The 17,941-nt window shown below is 69.6% G+C and carries 19 protein-coding genes and 1 riboswitch; of the genes, 8 read left to right on the forward strand and 11 right to left on the reverse strand.

Features of this window, described 5'->3' with window-relative positions:
* Window positions 1-50: 50 nt before the first annotated feature.
* Window positions 51-518 carry an excalibur calcium-binding domain-containing protein gene (locus ABD347_RS03480; protein WP_425575562.1) on the forward strand — a complete coding sequence of 156 codons (468 nt, stop codon included), beginning with the start codon at window positions 51-53 and terminating at the stop codon, window positions 516-518.
* 15 nt (window positions 519-533) lie between these two features.
* On the opposite strand, the gene ABD347_RS03485 is transcribed toward ABD347_RS03480, so the two are convergent.
* Window positions 534-1,637, reverse strand: coding sequence for an MrcB family domain-containing protein (locus tag ABD347_RS03485; RefSeq protein WP_344356136.1), 1,104 nt, complete (start codon window positions 1,635-1,637; stop codon window positions 534-536).
* A gap of 159 nt (window positions 1,638-1,796) precedes the next feature.
* Here ABD347_RS03485 and ABD347_RS03490 point away from each other — a divergent pair, with 159 nt between their 5' ends.
* Window positions 1,797-4,952, forward strand: a complete 3,156-nt coding sequence (locus ABD347_RS03490; protein ID WP_344356138.1) for a DEAD/DEAH box helicase — start codon at window positions 1,797-1,799, stop codon at window positions 4,950-4,952.
* On the opposite strand, the gene ABD347_RS03495 is transcribed toward ABD347_RS03490, so the two are convergent.
* A complete protein-coding gene (locus tag ABD347_RS03495; RefSeq protein ID WP_344356140.1) occupies window positions 4,949-5,590 on the reverse strand; it encodes an ATP-binding protein in 642 nt (213 codons plus the stop codon). The genes ABD347_RS03490 and ABD347_RS03495 overlap by 4 nt on opposite strands.
* A 196-nt stretch (window positions 5,591-5,786) precedes the next feature.
* On the opposite strand from ABD347_RS03495, the gene ABD347_RS03500 reads away from it, so the two are divergent.
* A complete protein-coding gene (locus ABD347_RS03500) occupies window positions 5,787-6,635 on the forward strand; it encodes a helix-turn-helix domain-containing protein (protein WP_344356143.1) in 849 nt (282 codons plus the stop codon).
* The gene (locus ABD347_RS03505) at window positions 6,632-6,853 is read left to right on the forward strand and encodes a DUF397 domain-containing protein (RefSeq protein WP_344356146.1); all 222 of its coding nucleotides are present in this window, start codon (window positions 6,632-6,634) and stop codon (window positions 6,851-6,853) included. The genes ABD347_RS03500 and ABD347_RS03505 overlap by 4 nt, the downstream gene beginning before the upstream one ends.
* 11 nt (window positions 6,854-6,864) lie before the next feature.
* Here the strand turns inward: ABD347_RS03505 and ABD347_RS03510 are convergent, their stop codons facing one another.
* Window positions 6,865-7,461, reverse strand: a complete 597-nt coding sequence (locus ABD347_RS03510; RefSeq protein ID WP_344356149.1) for a hypothetical protein — start codon at window positions 7,459-7,461, stop codon at window positions 6,865-6,867.
* A gap of 365 nt (window positions 7,462-7,826) precedes the next feature.
* On the opposite strand from ABD347_RS03510, the gene ABD347_RS03515 reads away from it, so the two are divergent.
* Together ABD347_RS03515 and ABD347_RS03520 are read left to right on the forward strand one after the other, a co-directional pair.
* The gene (locus ABD347_RS03515) at window positions 7,827-8,069 is read left to right on the forward strand and encodes a hypothetical protein (protein ID WP_344356152.1); all 243 of its coding nucleotides are present in this window, start codon (window positions 7,827-7,829) and stop codon (window positions 8,067-8,069) included.
* Between the two features lie 50 nt (window positions 8,070-8,119).
* Entirely contained in the window at window positions 8,120-8,422 is a 303-nt protein-coding gene (locus tag ABD347_RS03520) for a hypothetical protein (RefSeq protein ID WP_344356154.1), read from the forward strand.
* Window positions 8,423-8,527: 105 nt separating this feature from the next.
* Here ABD347_RS03520 and ABD347_RS03525 read toward each other — a convergent pair whose 3' ends face one another.
* The 5 genes from ABD347_RS03525 to ABD347_RS03545 all read right to left on the reverse strand — a co-directional run bounded on the left by ABD347_RS03525 (window position 8,528) and on the right by ABD347_RS03545 (window position 13,124).
* A complete protein-coding gene (locus ABD347_RS03525; protein ID WP_344356157.1) occupies window positions 8,528-9,817 on the reverse strand; it encodes a DUF445 domain-containing protein in 1,290 nt (429 codons plus the stop codon).
* A gap of 91 nt (window positions 9,818-9,908) precedes the next feature.
* Window positions 9,909-10,520: a DUF1707 SHOCT-like domain-containing protein gene (locus ABD347_RS03530; RefSeq protein WP_344356160.1), complete on the reverse strand. Its 612-nt coding sequence runs from the start codon at window positions 10,518-10,520 to the stop codon at window positions 9,909-9,911.
* A gap of 24 nt (window positions 10,521-10,544) precedes the next feature.
* The gene (locus ABD347_RS03535; RefSeq protein WP_344356162.1) at window positions 10,545-11,510 is read right to left on the reverse strand and encodes an ABC transporter ATP-binding protein; all 966 of its coding nucleotides are present in this window, start codon (window positions 11,508-11,510) and stop codon (window positions 10,545-10,547) included.
* 8 nt (window positions 11,511-11,518) lie between these two features.
* Window positions 11,519-12,283, reverse strand: coding sequence for an ABC transporter permease (locus ABD347_RS03540; RefSeq protein ID WP_344356379.1), 765 nt, complete (start codon window positions 12,281-12,283; stop codon window positions 11,519-11,521).
* A gap of 40 nt (window positions 12,284-12,323) precedes the next feature.
* On the reverse strand, window positions 12,324-13,124 hold the full coding sequence (locus ABD347_RS03545) for an ABC transporter permease (RefSeq protein ID WP_344356165.1): 801 nt from the start codon (window positions 13,122-13,124) through the stop codon (window positions 12,324-12,326).
* Window positions 13,125-13,348: 224 nt separating this feature from the next.
* On the opposite strand from ABD347_RS03545, the gene ABD347_RS03550 reads away from it, so the two are divergent.
* The gene (locus ABD347_RS03550; RefSeq protein ID WP_344356168.1) at window positions 13,349-15,736 is read left to right on the forward strand and encodes a transglycosylase domain-containing protein; all 2,388 of its coding nucleotides are present in this window, start codon (window positions 13,349-13,351) and stop codon (window positions 15,734-15,736) included.
* 315 nt (window positions 15,737-16,051) lie between these two features.
* Here the strand turns inward: ABD347_RS03550 and ABD347_RS03555 are convergent, their stop codons facing one another.
* The 3 genes from ABD347_RS03555 to ABD347_RS03565 all read right to left on the reverse strand — a co-directional run bounded on the left by ABD347_RS03555 (window position 16,052) and on the right by ABD347_RS03565 (window position 17,280).
* Window positions 16,052-16,372 carry a DMT family transporter gene (locus tag ABD347_RS03555; protein WP_344356171.1) on the reverse strand — a complete coding sequence of 107 codons (321 nt, stop codon included), beginning with the start codon at window positions 16,370-16,372 and terminating at the stop codon, window positions 16,052-16,054.
* Window positions 16,373-16,409: 37 nt separating this feature from the next.
* Window positions 16,410-16,470, reverse strand: a riboswitch (guanidine-III (ykkC-III) riboswitch).
* Between the two features lie 95 nt (window positions 16,471-16,565).
* The gene (locus ABD347_RS03560; protein WP_073750705.1) at window positions 16,566-16,904 is read right to left on the reverse strand and encodes a GroES family chaperonin; all 339 of its coding nucleotides are present in this window, start codon (window positions 16,902-16,904) and stop codon (window positions 16,566-16,568) included.
* Between the two features lie 55 nt (window positions 16,905-16,959).
* Window positions 16,960-17,280, reverse strand: a complete 321-nt coding sequence (locus tag ABD347_RS03565; RefSeq protein ID WP_344356176.1) for a DUF3618 domain-containing protein — start codon at window positions 17,278-17,280, stop codon at window positions 16,960-16,962.
* Between the two features lie 133 nt (window positions 17,281-17,413).
* On the opposite strand from ABD347_RS03565, the gene bcp reads away from it, so the two are divergent.
* On the forward strand, window positions 17,414-17,881 hold the full coding sequence (gene bcp / locus ABD347_RS03570) for a thioredoxin-dependent thiol peroxidase (protein ID WP_344356178.1): 468 nt from the start codon (window positions 17,414-17,416) through the stop codon (window positions 17,879-17,881).
* Window positions 17,882-17,941 lie beyond the last annotated feature (60 nt).

The following is a 17,941-nucleotide window of genomic DNA, read 5'->3' on the forward strand; positions in this document are numbered from 1 at the left end:
CCCTGTTCCCCCACACAGTCCCAGTCCCTGTGTGAGGGAGACGTGTGCCCGTGAGCAACGCGTACCAGCAGCCGTCCGCCGCCCGCCCCCTGTACCGCATGAAGCGCGTCTGGGCGGGCGGCCTGCTGCTCCTGACGATCGGCACGGGCTGCGGGGCGCTCGGCTCCGAGGACGCCCCCAAGCCCGTGGCCAAAGCCGCCCCGGCCGTCACCGTGACCGCCACAGCCACCGCCACAGCCACCGCGACCGCCGCCGCCGCCCCGGCCCCGGCCCCGGCGGTCACGGTCACGGTCACCGAAACCATCACGGCCACGGCTACGGTCACCCGCCAGGCCGCCCCGGCTGCGGCCAACGACGACTCGGCCAACGACGATGCGGACACCGGCGGTGGCAGCGTCTACTACGCCAACTGCTCCGCCGCCCGCGCCGCCGGCGCCGCCCCCGTCCACCGAGGCGACCCCGGCTACGCCCGCCACCTCGACCGCGACAACGACGGCGTCGGCTGCGACAACGGCTAAGCCCGCTTCGCGACTTCAGTCGGCCAGCCGCAGGTCGATGGCTTGCTGGGAGCCGCCCCAGCCACCGGGGTGCTCCCACATGGCCACGATGCCGAGCGTGGCCAGGTAGTCGGCGTAGTCCCCGATGTCATGGGTGAAAAGGGCTACGAGATGCGGAGCTTGCCGCTCCTTCTTCTCGTAGTAGAAGTACCGATACTCGTACAACTGGCCCACGGCTTCACGTACGGCTCGGTACTCCTTCCCAGGCTGCACCGTCTTGCCCTCAACCAGCCACTCCCGGTGAGGAGAACGGGGGTGGCGTAGGACGACGTCGCGCGGGTGCATTCCCTCGGTGATCGGGATGTACCCGCAGGCGACGGCATGCTGGGCGAACCGCAGCAGTAGTGCCTCGTGTTCCTTGGTTCGTTCTTGCCTGCCGCCCTGGACGTCGACGTAGTAACTTTCGCTGCTCTTGGCCCGGAACCCGCTCATCGGGTCTTCGCCATGCTCACGGTCTGGGTACTCGAAGACGGGGTCGTCGCCCTTCGGCGCCTGGAGCCAGAACCGATCCACCGCGGCGGCGTCCCTGAGGAGTTGCACAGCCTCCTCCAGGTCACTGGCCAGCGCTTCATCCGTCGGCAGGTCCTCCACCCGGTACCGTCGGGCTGCCACATTGGACTTCTCGTACGAGCGTGGGCGCCAGTGTTGTGGGCCGACGAGCAGATCCATCGAGTCCCGCCACTGCTCGGCCAGCTCCGGCCGCAGCGCTCCTCGCAGCGTCTTCGCCTGGGCCGTTAGATAGCGGTGAAGCTTGCCGCCCTTCCCGTACGTCTTGCTGAGCTTGGTCACACCCTGTTGCAGCGTCAGGGTGACGGTGGTACGGGGGTAGTCGAAGATGTAGGCGACGTAGAGGCCATCATGCGGGTTCCCATTGATAGTCCGGTCGAAGACGCCGATCCAGGGGGTCAAACTCGCCTTGCCCTGGCCTCCGTAGCCGATCGCGAAGCACCCCGTGGGCCAAGGAAGGTCCGTTCGATCTTCCACCGCCCATAGCAGAGCGTGCCCAGGCAGCTCGCTGGTCGCCATGCCATCGGGTTCATAGGTCCTGGCGACACGTATCAGCAGGTCACGAAGAGACATTCACAGAAACTAGCTCGAATCGATCATCTTGAGCCACCCAATTGTCAACTTCTGATCGCTTCAACCATGTCTTGAGGCTTGATCCAACCGTAAGGAACCGCGCTGTCGGCGGCCCTTGGTAGAACGAACCCCAACGATCACGTACACCGGGAGCGAGCCATGCCTCAGATCGGCAGCGATTCATCCGCCCTGCCAGCGGGGCTGTACGAGCAGCTCATCACCATGCGCCTCCAGCAGCGGCTGACAGAGATCACCGAACAGGGCTGGCATCAGATCAGTGACGCCATTGGGTCGGAGTCGGTCCCTCACGTTCTGGCGAGGCACGTCGCCGAGACGGTGCGTCGCGTACTTCACGGCCTCCCCGCCGAAGAGCGGGTCCACGCCGCGAACCACATCCTGGAGTCCATCAGCACACTGGAGGGTGCTCGGGAGTGGGTGGATCTGGTGGCTGACGGACCACGCGAACTGCTCGCGCTTGCCAGGCAGGAAGCTCCCGGTGTGTACGCGATTCGTCCAGCGACCCCCCTCTCGGACACCGCGCTCATCACCAACGCGCCCGATGACCCGAACCTTGGCTTCGAACTCCGCTCCGAGATCGCCACCGCCGACCGCGTCGACCTTCTCTGCGCCTTCGTGAAGTGGCATGGACTGCGCATCATCGAGCAGTCCCTCAAGACCGCCGTTGAGCGGGGGGTGCCGATACGGGTCATCACGACCACATACATCGGTGCGACGGAACGACGAGCGCTCGACCGGCTGGTCGAGGAGTTCGGCGCGGAGGTGAAGGTCAACTACGAGACTCGCTCCACCCGCCTCCACGCCAAAGCCTGGCTGTTCCGCCGGGACACCGGGTACGACACGGCGTACGTGGGTAGCTCGAACCTTTCCAAAGCGGCGCTGCTGGACGGAGTGGAGTGGAATGTCCGCCTCTCATCCGTGGCAACGCCAGACGTCCTCCGAAAGTTCGAGGGCACCTTTGACGCGTACTGGAGTGACCCGTCCTTCGAGTCGTACGACCCAGAGCGGGACGGGAGCCGCCTCGATGAGGCTCTCACCATCGCGGGTGGTCCCTCGCCGGCCTCCTCGTCCCGTCACATCACGCTCTCCGGTCTGGAGGTACGGCCGTACCCCCACCAGCGCGACATGCTGGAGCGTCTCGAGGTGGAGAGGACTGTTCACGGCCGTCACCACAATCTCCTCGTAGCCGCGACGGGGACGGGAAAGACGGTGATGGCCGCCCTCGACTACAAGCAGCTCCGTAAGCGGCACGGGCGGGACCTTCGGCTGCTCTTCGTCGCACATCGGCGGGAAATCTTGCAACAGTCCATGCGGACGTATCAAGACGTGCTAACTGATGCGAACTTTGGAGAGCACCTGCATAGCGGTGATATCCCAAAGCGCTGGACGCACGTGTTCGCCAGCGTACAATCCCTGAGCACCCGAGCTCTCGACCAACTAGCGCGCGACCATTTTGACGTGATCGTGATTGATGAGTTCCACCACGGCACGTCACCCACATACCGAAAGATCATCGATCATTTCGAGCCGAGCGAGCTGCTCGGCCTGACGGCCACCCCAGAGCGGATGGACGGTAAGAATATCCAGGACGAGTTCTTCGATGGGTATATCGCCGCTGAGATGCGCCTCTGGGAAGCCCTGGAGAACGACCTCCTAAGCCCCTTCCACTACTTCGGCATAACCGACAACACGGACCTAAGCACCCTGCGATGGAAGCGTGGAGGTTACGACGCGACCGACCTCGGTAACGTGTTCACCGGTAACCACGCCCGCGCACGACTCGTCGTGAAGGCCGTGAGGGAGAAGGTCGCCAATCCGTCCACGATGCGGGCTCTCGGCTTCTGTGTGACCGTCGCCCACGCACACTTCATGGCTGAGTTCTTCCGCGCCGCCGGCCTGAACGCTGCCGCACTATCCGGTGAGACACCCGCGGAGCAGCGCAACCAAGCCTTGGCTGACCTCAGGGCCGGCACCCTTCAAGTGATCTTCTCGGTCGATCTCTTCAATGAAGGGCTCGACATCCCAGACGTGGACACCTTGCTTCTCCTGCGCCCTACCTCCAGCGCCACCGTCTTCCTCCAGCAACTAGGGCGTGGCCTGCGGCGCAGCGAGGACAAGGCCGTGCTGACGGTACTGGACTTCATCGGCCAGCACCGCAAAGAGTTCCGATTCGAGAACCAATTCCGGGCGCTGACGAATCTCACGCGTAAACGGCTCTTGGCCAACATCGAGCACGACTTCCCCCAGTTGCCATCCGGATGTCAGATCCTCCTGGAGGAGAAGGCCAAGAAGACGATCATCGCGAACATCAAAGAACAGATCGGCGTCAACGTCACCGCGCTGGCCCGGGAGGTGGCCGACTACGCCATCCCCGAGCTCAGCCACTACCTCACAGAGAGCGGCCGCGAGCTCAAGGAGCTCTACCGGGGTGACGGGAACTCTTGGACCGGGCTGCTCCGGCGGGCCGGATTGCTGAAGTCTGACGCCCCGGAGGGGGAGGCCGCACTGCTCAGGCGCGTACCGTCGTTCCTACACGTCGACGACCCAATCCGAGTCGCTGCCTACACCCGCCTCCTTGAAGACGACGCACCACAGTTCGGCGAACTTGACGCACTGGGGCAGGCGTACGCCCGCATGCTGTTCTTCCAGCTGTGGCCGCTGGGCGGAATCACCCGTAAGGGCTTCGCGACCTACGACGAGGGTTTCACCGCCCTCCGGGATCAGCATGCCTTCCGGAAGGAACTGCGACAGGTTCTGGCGTACAACTCGACACGCACAGAGCACCTCCCCATCTCGCTCGCGGGTGATCACGCCGCTCTCCCGTTGACTGTGCATGCGTCGTACAGTCGCGAGGAGATCCTGCCTGCTCTTGGCCAATCCTTCATTGGCGGATTTATGCCAGGCGACTTCCGTGAGGGCGTGAAGTGGTGCGACTCCATCAAGACCGACGCGCTGCTCATCACCCTAGAGAAGGATGAAAAGGACTTCTCCCCACAGACGCGCTATCACGACTATGCCTTGAGCGAGTCGCTCTTCCACTGGGAGTCACAGAACCAAACTTCCGACACGTCACCTACCGGCCTGCGCTACCAACGTCACGCCGCCGACGGTAGCCATGTGCTCCTCTTCGTCCGCCGCTACAAAAGCACGGACATAGGCGGAGCCCAGCCGTGGATGCTGCTCGGACCGGCCACGTACGTGGAGCACAAAGGCAGCAAGCCGATGGCCGTCACGTGGCGGCTCCAGCATCAGATCCCGGCCGACGTGTACAGCTACGCGGCGATCGCTGCGAGTTAGGCGTAGACCTCGGTCTCGGTCTCAGCCTCGAAGTGCGTCTGCGCCTGGTCCAACACCTCGTCAGCGTCGCGGCCGTGGGCCCGTAGCCAGTGGAGGAGATCGGCGATCACGTCGATGGCCACCTCCTCCGCCATGGCCACACTCAGCAGGCTGGGAGTAGCCGCCCGAGGCAGCCTGGCTGCTTCGTACAGGGCAAGCATCGCCTCGGCCCGGGTTACCCGAGGGCCACCACTGTGTCCATCCGCGGACATGAGCCCGGTCGCGATCTCGCACCAGGTCACCTTGCGGTCAGCACGGAGTTGCACGCCCCAACGATCGGCCACGGCGTCCACGAGCGCCATTCCTCGACCACCCTCGGAGTCCGGGCCGGCCTGGAGGAGGGTGGGCAGCGCCCGGGTGTCGGGGTCGTGTACCTCGATGCGCAGGTATGTGCCACTCATGGACACCGCCAGCGTGGTGGGCGTGCCGACGCCGACGTGGTTGATCACATTCGCGACCAGCTCGCTGGCACACAGCTGTGCCGCTTCCACTTGCTCGCCAAGTCCCCACGCTCGCAAGTGGGTTCTGATGACGTTCCGAATCCCAGCCGTCTCCTGTGGCTCGGCCAAGAAGGGCAACTCCCACGGCTTCCTCGACATGCAGGCTTGGTGAATCATGTCCGGCCCCTTTCACAGCGCGCCTCCGCACACAGCAGGCGGTGCGTCACAGTGACCAGGATGAGGCCCTACCCATCCCGTCCTGCAATGTGCACCGAGGGATTCCCACCAATGAGTGATTGGCAACGGGGCGGTCTGGCGCCCAGACTGAACGCCGGCTACGGAGAAGAGGGTTGAGATGGCAGGGTCCCCCACAGCTCGGCGTCGCCGCCTGTCCATCGAGCTGAAGAAGCTCCGCGAGGGCCACGGGTTCACCTGCGCGCAGGTGGGTGAGGCGCTGGACTGGAGCGGATCCAAGGTCAACCGTATGGAGACGGGCCAGGGGCGTGTGCAGCCGTCGGACGTCGACGCCCTGTGCCGGTTCTACAAGACCGACGACGAACTGCGCGAGTTCCTGAAGACGCTGGCCCGGCAGGCCAAGACTCGCGGATGGTGGCAGGTCCCCGGCACCGGCGTGCCGTCGTGGTTCTCCGTCTACATCGGGCTGGAGCAGGACATCTCCACGTTCCGGCAGTACCAGTGCGAGTTTCTGCCCGGCCTGATGCAGACCTTCGCCTACGCCGCCGAACTGCATCACGCGACCAATCAGCTGTCGGCCGAGGACGTCGAGCGGGCCGTGCGGGTACGGATGGAGCGCCAGGCGATGCTCGCCCGTCCGGACGCTCCGGACGCCTGGTTCATCGTGCACGAGAGCACCCTGCGCAACGTCATCGGTGACGAGGCATTGATGCGGGAGCAGTTGGAACGGATGCTGGACTCCATGGAGCTGCCCACCGTGACGCTTCAAGTGCTGCCGTTCAACGCCGGTTCGTATCCCGCGACGGGTTCCTTCACCATGTTGGGCTTTCCCGATCCCGAAGACCCGGACATCGTGTACCGGGACGGCATCACCGATGCCATCTACCTGGAGGGGGAGGACGATGTGCGTGAGTACGCACGAGCGTTCGACAAGCTGAGGGCCGCAGCGGCGAGCCCTCGGCACTCCGCCCAGTTGATCAAGTCCGTGGTGAAGGAATACGCGAGATGAGCAGTTCTCACCCGATAACCACAGCAGACTCGCGGTGGTTCACGTCCTCGTACAGCAATGGCTCCGGGGGCGAGTGCGTGGAGTGCGCACGCACCGGTCACGGGATGCTCGTGCGTGACTCCAAGGGCCGAGGTGGCCCGTCCGTGGCGGTGTCGGGTGAGGCGTGGCGTGTCTTCCTCGGGTGGTCTCAGGAGAGCGGGCGCTCCATCGAGGTCTGAGCAGGGGCACTTCAGCGGTCTGCCACACCGCTTAGGAGCGCGAGCGCCCACGGGCCGCTTGGCAGTTGCGCGGCCTCCGCCGCCAGTTCGTCGGGGTGGCACAGGCCCCGTTCGGTGATCTCCGTGAGCAGGGCGGTGGCCGCGGCCTCGGTTTCGAGGTACGGGACCGTGTCCATGACCGCTCGCGGCAGCGGCGCGCAGGCCAGCCCCTCGACCGGGACGCGGCGCGCGGGGCGGACGGTGGGGTGGACGCGGACGTAGGCGTGGCCGCGCGGGCCGGCGCGGTGGGGGACCAGGACGTCGGCCTTCGGGGTGGTGGGCAGGGAGGCCACGCCGTACAGAGCGAGGGCGGCCGGGCCGGTGAGGAGGGTGTCGGGGCCCGCGTACAGGAGGGCTCCGCGCAGGCGCTGCCGCGGGGTGGGCGGGGTGGTCTGCAGGGCGACCACCCGGGGCAGGAGGCGGCGCCAGGGGCCGGGCGGGCGGCTGAGGGCGGCGACCACGGAGGACGCGCAGCCCAGGTCCATCAACTGGTGGACGGTGGCGACGGCGTCCTGGGCGACGACGAGCGGGTCGGAGGCGAGGAGCTGCGGCGGGACGGGGATCGGCATGCGCGGTTCGTGCCCGTGGGAGGCGGGTCCCATCCGCGGGCGCCCGGGCCGTTACGTGATGGTGGCAGGAAGGGTCCTGCACCGCTCTGGGCGGTTCCGTGTCGTCATCCGACGGTCACCGTGCGGTCGGCCGGACCGGGTACGGGGCATCCGGCGCGTCGCCTCCTACGCGCCACCGGTACGCACCGCCGGTACGCGTCGCCTCGTACGCGCCACCGGTACGCGTCACCCATGCGTACGGGTGCCTGCTCCGCACCCGGCCCCGCGCCGCGCCGCACGGGACGTGTCGACGGGCCGGAGCGCTCGGTGCGGCCCACCATGACGGGGCATGCCCCTACCTCACCGAGTGACAGGTGGATCAGATCATGGTTCGACGCCTCCTCACCTCCTCCCGGGCGGCGCGACGGCTGCGCTGGTTGCTGGTCGGCGCGCTGTGCTCCGCCGGCGCGGCCCTGCTCGTGACGGGCGGGACGCTCCTGCTGCCCGGCGGCGTGGCGCGGTCCCTGTCCGACCGCGCCCACAGCGGTCTGGTGGTGGGCGCCGCGCTGGTGCTGAGCGCGGCGGTGATCGTCCGGGCCCGCCGTGGGCGTCCTCGTCCTCCGCGTTAGCCTCGGGTCAAGGCACGAACAGGTGGACGGCGGAAGGCAGGGTGACGGACATGGCGAGGGTTCCGGCGACGGCGGTGGCGGCGAGCGGGCTCGTCGGGGGGTATGCCGTGGCGCGGTGGACGAAGAAGCGGCCCCTCGGCGGGGTGGCTCTGGCGGCGGCGGGCGCCGTGGCGGCACGGGAGTGGCAGCGGCGGAGCGGGGGAAAGGCGGCCGCGGTGCTGACGGCGGCGTACGTGGCGGCCTTCGCGGGGTCGCATCCGCTGGCCAAGAAGGTCGGGGCATGGCCGGCGGTGTTCTCGGTGGCCGGGGGGATGGCGGCGGCGTCGTGGGCGGTCGGCCGGAGGAGCCGTTGAACGCCCGCGTGACGGCGTACGTATAAGACGGCACCTCCCCACAGTGGCCGGGCGGGTGACCGGTCGGGCAGGGGCCGGTCCCCCGCCCGGCACGCGCCGGCGGGGTCAGCCGCCCAGGGCGTGGGAGACCGTGTAGATCACCAGGCCGGCCAGCGCGCCGACGACCGTGCCGTTGATGCGGATGAACTGGAGGTCCCGGCCGATGTGGGCCTCGATCTTCTTGGACGTCTGGTCGGCGTCCCAGCCCGCGACCGTGTCGCTGATGAGCGAGGTGATCTCGGCGCGGTACGTGGTGACGACGTACACCGCCGCGTCCTCGACCCAGCCCTCCACCTTGGCCTGGAGCCGGGGGTCGGTGGCCAGCCGGGTGCCCAGCGAGAGCAGGGAGGCGCGGGCGCGGAGGCGGAGTTCGCTGCGCTCGTCCTCGGCCGCCGAGATGATCATGGCGCGTACGGAGGCCCAGGCGGAGGCGATGATGTCCTGCACCTCCGGCCGGGCCACCAGGTCCGACTTGAGGCGCTCCACCCGTGCCCGGGTGTCCGTGTCGCCCTGGAGGTCGGCCGAGAAGTCCGTCAGGAACCGGTCGAGCGCGCCGCGCGCCGGGTGGGCGGGCATGTCGCGCATCTCGGTGACGAACCGCAGCAGCTCCTTGTAGACGCGTTCGCCGACCTTCCGGTCCACGAAGCGCGGTGTCCAGCCGGGTGCGCCGCCCTGCACCGCGTCCATGATCGAGTCGGAGTGCAGGACGAGCCAGTCGTGGGCGCGGCCGCAGATCAGGTCGACCGCCCCGTGGTGCGCCCCGTCGGTGACGATCCGCTGCAGGGTCTTGCCGAGCGCGGGGGCGATCTCCGCCGCCTCGGCGCGGCGGGTGACGGCCTCGCCCACCACGGCCTGGACGTCGGCGTCGCGCAGCACCGTGAGCGCGCCGCGCAGCGCCGTGGACAGCTCGGCGGTCACCCGGTCGGCGTGCGCGGGTTCGGCGAGCCAGGCGCCGAGGCGGCCGCCGATGCCGAGGGCGTGGAGCCGGGCGCGTACGACGCCCTCGTTGAGGAAGTTCTCGCCCACGAAGGAGCCCAGCGCGGTACCCAGCTGGTCCTTCTTGGTGGGGATGATCGCCGTGTGCGGGATGGGCAGCCCCATGGGGCGGCGGAACAGCGCCGTGACGGCGAACCAGTCCGCCAGCGCGCCGACCATGCCGGCCTCGGCGGCCGCCGCCACATAGCCGGGCCAGCCGGTCACGCCGGAGCTCTCCGCCCAGGTGGCCAGCACGTAGATCAGGGCCACAAGGAGCAGCAGGGCGGTCGCGGTGGCCTTCATCCGACGCACGCCGCGGCGCTTCTCCTCGTCGGCGGCCGTGTACGAGAAGGCGACCAGCGAGGTCTTCGTATGGTTCATCCGGCTCCACCCGTCCGCGCGCATGCGTACCTACTGTCCCTATCTCAGGTACTCCTCAGCCGCACGGCGAGTTCCCCGGAGCTCCGGAAGATCACTTCCGCAGCTGTTTGCGAGCCGCCTTGCGCTCCTTGCGTCTGACGTCCACTCCGCCCATCAGGGCGAAGCCGGTGACCCGCACGCGGGGTGAGCCGGGCGTGCCGCCGCCGGCGCCGCGGTCGTCGAAGCCGCCCATGAAGCCGAAGCCGGTCACCTCGACGTGCAGGTCGGGCGGGACGACCACCTGGATGCCGCCCATGACGGCGAAGCAGCGGATGACGATCTCCCGGTCCTCGAAGTCCGCCTCGCGCAGGTCGATGTCGCCGCCGCCCTGGAGCACGACGGCCGTGAAGTCGCGCGCGACGCACCACTTGCCGCGCCGCCCGAAGCCGCTCCAGAACGCGAAGGCGCCCTTGGAGGTGGCGGGCCTCCCGATCCGGGCGCGCCAGCCGCCGTCCTCCACCGCCCCGGCGGGGGCCACCATCTCGGGCAGGTCACGCACGAGCGGGACCAGCTCTCCGTACGTACGTGCCTGGTAGGCGAGGTCGAGGCGCTCCTGGAACTCGGCCATGTCGAGGCGGCCCTCCGCGACCGCGTCCCGCAGCCGCTCCGCCACGCGCTCGCGCTCGGCGTCCGAGGCCCGCATCTCGGGCAGTTCGCTCGTCATACGAACAGCCTAGCGGGGGCACCGTCAGAGGCCCGCCGATCGCTCCGCGTACATCGTGGCGATGACGGTCTCGATGTCCGGCTCCCGCACCGACAGGTCCACCAGCGGGTAGTCCGCCGCGATCCGGGCCACCAGCGGCGCCGCCGACCGGGCGGCGGGGAACGCCAGCCACTGGCGCGGCCCGTCGACCCTCACCACCCGGGCGCCGTCGGCGGTGATGGGGGGATGTTCCCGCTCCAGGTCCACCACGAGCGTCCGCTCGCTCTCGCCCACCTCGTGCAGACCGCCGAGGGGCCCGTCGTACATCAGCCGGCCGTGGTCGATGACCATCACGCGCTTGCACAGCTGCTCGATGTCGGTCAGGTCGTGCGTGGTGAGGAGGACCGTGGTGCCGCGTTCGGCGTTCAGGTCCCGCAGGAAGCTCCGCACCTTCGCCTTGGAGATGACGTCCAGTCCGATGGTCGGCTCGTCCAGGTAGAGGACCTCCGGGTCGTGCAGCAGCGCCGCCGCGATGTCGCCGCGCATCCGCTGGCCCAGTGACAGCTGACGGACCGGCACCTCCAGCAGCTCGGCGAGGTCGAGCAGCTCGACGCACCGCTCCAGGTTCTCGCGGAAGCGGGCGTCCGGGATCCGGTACATGCGGTGGACCAGGCGGTAGGAGTCGCGCAGCGGCAGGTCCCACCAGAGCGTCGTGCGCTGCCCGAACACCACGCCGATGCGCCGGGCCAGCCGGGTGCGCTCCCGGGAGGGGTCGATGCCCGCGACCCTCAGCCGGCCGCCGCTGGGGGTGAGGATGCCCGTCAGCATCTTGATGGTGGTGGACTTCCCGGCGCCGTTGGGGCCGATGTAGCCCACCATCTCGCCGCGCGGCACCCGGAAGCTGATGCCGTCGACCGCCCGGACCTGGCGCCTCTCGCGCCGGAAGCGGCCGGCCTTGCGGCGTACGTCGAAGACCTTCTCGACGCCGTCCAGTTCGATGAAGTCGCTCATGTACGCGCTCAGCTCCCCGTGCTCCGGTACGAACGAATACCCACCCGCCACGCCAGCCCCGCCACCGCCCAGAACACCACCGCCACCACCGGCGACACGAACGCCGCCCACCCCGGCAGCCCCACCGGTGCCTCGCGCCCCAGCACATACATCGCCGGCACCCAGTTCACGAAGGCCAGCGGCACCACGTACACCACCCCGCGCACCAGGTCCTGCGCGAAGATCACAGGCGGGTACTGGAGCAGGGTGTTCCCGCCGTAGGTGAACGCGTTGGCGACCTCCGAGCCGTCCTGCGCCCAGAACTGGAACGCCGCGCCCACCACCATCACCGCCGAGAAGATCAGCCACCCGCTCAGCACCATCACGGGCACCAGGGCCACCTTCAGCGGCGTCCACGCCACGTCGAGCAGCACCAGCGACCAGACCAGCACGGTCAGCCCCTGGATCACCCGGCCCACCCGCCGCAGCGCGAACCGGTCCGCCGCCACCTGCGCCAGCACCGGAACCGGCCGTACCAGCAGCGTGTCCAGCGTCCCGTCCCGCACCCGCCGCCCCAGCCGCTGGACCTGGCCCAGTGACAGATCGGCCAGCCCGAAGGCCGTGCCGGTCGTCCCGTACAGGAAGGCGACCTCGGTGAACGAGAAGCCGCCCAGGCCGTCCACCTGACCGAACATCAGCAGGATGACGACGAAGTCGAAGCCGGTGGCCGTGAAGTTGGACAGCAGCGTCATCGCGAAGGAGAAGCGGTACGTCATCGTCGACCGCACCCACATGGCGGCGATCAGCCCGTACGCGCGCAGCCCCGCGCCCACCTCAGCCACCCTGCACCACCACTCTCCGGGCCGCAACGGCCTGCAGGGCCCGCCCCGCCGCCAGCAGCACCACCGCCCAGCCGGCCTGGAAGGCGTACGTCCCCGTCAGCTCCCACCCCGTCCGCTTCTCCAGGAACACATCCGCCGGGACCTGGAGCAGCGACGCCCACGGCAGCAGCCGCGCCACCTCGCCCAGCGCCCCCGGGAAGACGGTCAGCGGCAGCAGCATCCCCGAGAAGAACGTCCCCGACAGCCAGGCCACCTGCACCGCCCCCGCCCCGTCCATCAGCCAGAACGCGCTCAGCGCCACCAGGAACCAGACCGCGAAGCTCACCACCACGCCCAGCGCCACCGACACCAGGAAGGCGAGCCAGGTCAACGGGTGCTCGGGCAGGGCGATGTCGAAGGCGAGCGCCCCGATCGCCATGGGCACCACCCCGCGGCCCAGCAGCTGGAAGGCGGACCGGCCCAGGGAGACCGACAGCCACCACAACTGGAGATCCGCCGGGCGGTAGAGGTCGACGGCGATGTCACCCGTCTTGATGCGCTCCATCAGCTCGTCCTCGAACCCACCTCCCATGAGTCCGCAGGTCGCCAGCAGCGCCTGTCCGATCCACACATAGGCGAGCGCCTCGGCCATGTCATAACCGCCGAGACCGGGCCGCTCGTCCCACAGGGCCATATAGGTGTACGCCAGGATGAAGCCGAAGACGGTGTTGGTGAAGACCCCGGCGGCGGTCGCCACCCGGTACGTCGCATAGCGCCGGAACCCACCCGCCGCCACGGCCGCGTACAGCCGCATGCCCGTGCTCCCTCCCCCGCGTCCCGCACCGCACCGCACCGCACCGGACCGCACCGCACCGGACCGGACCGCACCGGACCGGACCGAAGCCGAGGAGCCTAGCCCGCCCGCGTCCGTACCCGCGAGCGGTTTTCGGCTGCCGTTGCCGGGGTTGGGCGGGTGTGCCGTGCACTATGAAGGGACTGCACAAATCATCCCATACACGACTAAACAGGCCGGAGACCATGAGCGACGAGCCACCGCAGCCAGGCTGGGAGCCCCGCGACCCGACCGACGCCGGGCCATCCCCCGAAGCCCCCGCCCGCCCCGCCGGGAAGAAGAAGCGCACCGGCCCGCGGCGGTTCCTCCCGAGCTGGCGGATGTTCCTCGGCGCCTTCCTCCTCGCCGCCCTGCTCCTGATCGGCGGCTTCTTCGCCGGTTACCACCTCGTCGGCATCCCGCCCGCCAACGCCGCCGCCACGGCCCAGTCCAACGTGTTCCTGTACGACGACGGCACCCCGCTCGCCCAGAAGGGGGACGTCAACCGCGAGAACGTGCGGCTCTCCCAGGTGCCCGCCGCGGTCCGGCACGCCGTACTCGCCGCCGAGGACCGCGACTTCTACTCCCAGCCCGGCGTCGATCCCGAGGCGATGCTCCGCGCCGCCTGGAACACCCTCACCGGGAAGGGCACCCAGGGCGGCTCCACCATCACCCAGCAGTACGTCAAGAACTACTACCTGGGCCAGGAGCGGACCCTCGTCCGGAAGGTGAAGGAGTTCTTCATCTCGATCAAGCTCGACCGGGAGAAGACCAAGAACGACATCTTCCAGGGCTACCTCAACACCAGCTTCTACGGCCGCAACGCCTACGGGATCCAGGCCGCCGCCCGCGCCTACTACGGCAGGGACGCCCAGGACCTGACCACCGCTCAGGGCGCCTACCTCGCCGTGCTGCTGAACGCCCCCAGCGCCTACGACGTCGACGGCCGCCCCGAGAACCGCGCCAAGGCGGTCGGGCGCTGGAACTACGTCCTGGACGCCATGGTCACGGAGAAGTGGCTCAGCCCCGCCGCCCGTGCCGCCACCACCTTCCCCGAACCCGAGGAGGCGACGGCCACGACCGGACTGTCCGGCCAGCGCGGCTACATCGTCCAGGCGGTCGAGAACTACCTCACCGACCACGACGTCATCGACGAGAAGACCCTGGCCCAGGGCGGCTTCCGCATCACCACGACCCTGCAGCAGCACAAGCAGGAGTCACTCGCCGCAGCCGTCGACGAGCAGATCATGTCGCGGCTCGACGACGGCAACGAGACGGACCGCTACGTACGGGTCGGCGGCGTGTCCATCGACCCGGCCACCAGCAAGGTGGTCGCCATGTACGGCGGCGTCGACTACACCCGCCAGTTCGTCAACAACGCCACCCGCCGCGACTACCAGGTCGGCTCCACCTTCAAGCCGTTCGTGTTCGCCTCCGCCGTCCACAACGCCTCCGTCACCCAGGACGGCGAACGCATCACCCCCAACACCCGCTACGACGGCACCAACAAGCGACCGGTCCAGGGCTGGAGCGGCAGTCCGTACGCCCCGGCCAACGAGGACGACGTGGACTACGGTCCCATCACCGTCCGTACCGCCACCGACAAGTCCGTCAACGCCGTGTACGCGCAGCTCGCCGTCGACGTGGGCCCCGCGAAGGTGGAACAGACCGCCATCGACCTGGGCCTGCCCGCCGACACGCCCGACCTCAACCCCTCCCCCTCCATCGCGCTCGGCCCCGCCACCGCGAGCGTGCTCGACATGGCGGAGGCGTACGCGACCCTCGCCAACCACGGCAAGCACGGCGCGTACGCGCTGGTCGAGAAGATCGAGAAGGACGGCACCGAGCTGGCCCTGCCCACCGCCAAGAGCGAGCAGGTGATCAGCAGGGAGGCGGCCGACACGACGACGGCCATGCTGCGCGGCGTCATCGAGGGCGGCACCGGCACCGCCGCCCAGGGGGCCGGGCGCCCCGCCGCCGGCAAGACCGGGACGGCTGAGGACGACAAGGCGGCCTGGTTCGCCGGCTACACCCCGGACCTGGCGACCGTCATCACGGTGATGGGGCAGGACCCGGACACGGGGGCGCAGAAACCCCTGTACGGGGCGCTGGGGATGGAGCGCGTGAACGGGGGCGGGGCGCCCGCGGAGATCTGGGCCGAGTACACGCGGGCGGCGCTGGAGGACAGCGAGGTGCGCGACTTCGACCTGGTGCTGGCGGAGGGCGCCGAGGACGAGCTGGAGCAGCCGGATCCCACGGGCTCGGGCGAGCCCGGGGACCCGGACGGCTGGGACGCGGAGGGCGTGGGGGCGGGCCGGGGCCGCGGCGACGGCTCCGGCGGGTACGACGGTTACCGGGGCCCCGGCCGGCCGGGCGGCACCCGGGAAACGTCCGGTACGCGGGAGGCGCGGGGAGCGGGCGGTACGCAGGACGCGCAAGGCACCGGCGAGCGGGCGGCGCCCGGCACGCCGGGTTCCGGCGCGGCCCTCGACAACGCGGCCCCCGGCACGGACGGCGGCGCGGGCGCGGGCCCCGTTCCCGGCCTGCCCGTAGGGCCGCCCGGCGGGAGGGCACCGGCCGGCCCGGTCCGGTAGCCACCGCGCCCGCGAGGGCGCGGGGCGCGCTCCCCGGACCGGGCCGGACCGGGAGGCTGCCCCGCCGCCGGGAGTGGCGGACGCCCCCGTGGGGCGCGCGGACGCGAGGCGGGGCGGGAGCCCCGCCGCCAAGGGCCCCCGCCACCAGCGGCCCTGCCGCGAGGGGGCCACCGCCAGGAGGCCCGCCGCAATCAGCGGGCGCAGCCGCCGCGGCCGAGCGTCCCCGTACCCGCCCGGAGGGCCACGGCGTCGCCGGGGCCCGTGGAAGGAGCACCTGCCGGGGGCACGCGAGCCGGCGGCGACCCGCGAGCCGCCCTAATGCCCCGAGGTCGCCTTCAGGCCCACCACCGCGACCAGCAGCAGGCAGACGAAGAAGATCCGCGCGGCGGTCACCGGCTCGCCCAGCACGACCATGCCGACCACCGCCGCACCGGCCGCGCCGATCCCGACCCACACGCCGTACGCGGTGCCGATCGGCAGGGTCTTCGCGGCCTGGGAGAGCAGCACCATGCTGGCGACGATCCCGGCTCCGGTCAGCAGGCTGGGCCACAGCCGCGTGAAACCGTCCGTGAACTTCATCCCGATCGACCAGCCCACCTCGAGCAGACCGGCGACGATCAACAGGACCCAGGCCATGACGGCACCTCCGAGACGCGAAAACGTACGAACAAGGGGTGCGTCGTCTTTGCGTGACCCGGTACGGCGCGTCTCGTCGGGGTCCCTCAAAGGTAGCAAAGCGGAAGCACGAAGGCCTGGTGGCGTCCGCCACCAGGCCTTGTCCGCACGCGCTTCCATCGAAGCCGCCGCCAGGAGCCCCCGCGGGGAACCCCTACAGGTACAGACCGGTCGAGTCCTCGGACCCGCCGAACCGGTCCGCCGCGACCGCGTGCAGGTCGCGCTCCCTCATCAGTACGTACGCCACGCCCCGCACCTCGACCTCGGCACGGTCCTCGGGGTCGTACAGCACCCGGTCACCGGTCTCCACGGTCCGGACGTTCTGACCGACCGCGACCACCTCGGCCCAGGCGAGCCGGCGGCCGACGGCGGCGGTCGCCGGGATCAGGATGCCGCCGCCCGAACGCCTCTCGCCCTCGGGCGTGTCGGTACGGACCAGCACCCGGTCGTGCAACATCCGGATGGGCAGCTTGTCGTGGGTGTTCTCGCTCACGCCACGAACCTACCTGCCCCGCCGCGTCCCGGAGGCCGGAGGGTCACCACTCGTGTCAGCCCTTGCGCCTCCGGACGCTCATGGCGAGCAGCCCGACCACGCCGACGGCGAGCAGCGCCACCGGCACGACCCGCTCCAGGCGCGGCGCGCCGTCCTCCGAGACGAACCGTCCCTTCACGTCCGTCACGACACGGTTCACGGTGACGAAGGCGCGCCCGGCGGTCTCGTCGACCGTCGACGCCACCCTGGCCTTCGCGTCCCCGATGATCGTCTTCGGGTGCACGCGCACACCGATCTCGTCGAGAGTGACGGCGAGCTGCTCGCGTCGGCGGACGATGTCCGCCTCGATCTGCGCAGGGGTCCTGGCTTCCGACACCGCGCTGCCTCCGTAGGTCCGACCGAATCCGTGGTGGACAGTCTGTCAGCTCGGGGGCCCGGTGACTGTCCCAGACCCCCATTAGGCTCTGAACGCGTACGACCTTCCCCCCCTCCCGAGGAGCCAGCAAGCCATGAGCGAGCGACTGCAGCCCGGCGACACCGCACCCGCCTTCACCCTGCCGGACGCGGACGGCAAGGACGTCTCGCTGGCGGACTACCGGGGCCGCAAGGTCATCGTCTACTTCTACCCGGCCGCCCTGACACCCGGATGCACCAAGCAGGCGTGCGACTTCACCGACAACCTCGGCGTGCTCGCCGACGCCGGGTACGACGTGATCGGGATCTCGCCGGACAAGCCGGAGAAGCTGGCGAAGTTCCGCGAGAAGGAGGACCTGAAGGTCACGCTGGTCGGCGACCCGTCCAAGGAGACGCTGGGCGCGTACGGCGCGTTCGGTGAGAAGAAGCTGTACGGCAAGACGGTGACGGGCGTGATCCGGTCCACGGTCGTGGTGGACGAGGAGGGCAAGGTCGAGCGGGCGCTGTACAACGTGAAGGCGACCGGCCACGTAGCGAAGATCATCAAGGACCTCGGTATCTGAAAGGACCTCGGAATCCGACCGCGCGTGCCGGTCGGCCCCTCGCCCTGGGACCGAAGTCCC

It is taken from the genome of Streptomyces gobitricini (genome assembly GCF_039532985.1).
In the GTDB taxonomy this organism is placed as follows: Bacteria; Actinomycetota; Actinomycetes; order Streptomycetales; family Streptomycetaceae; genus Streptomyces; species Streptomyces gobitricini.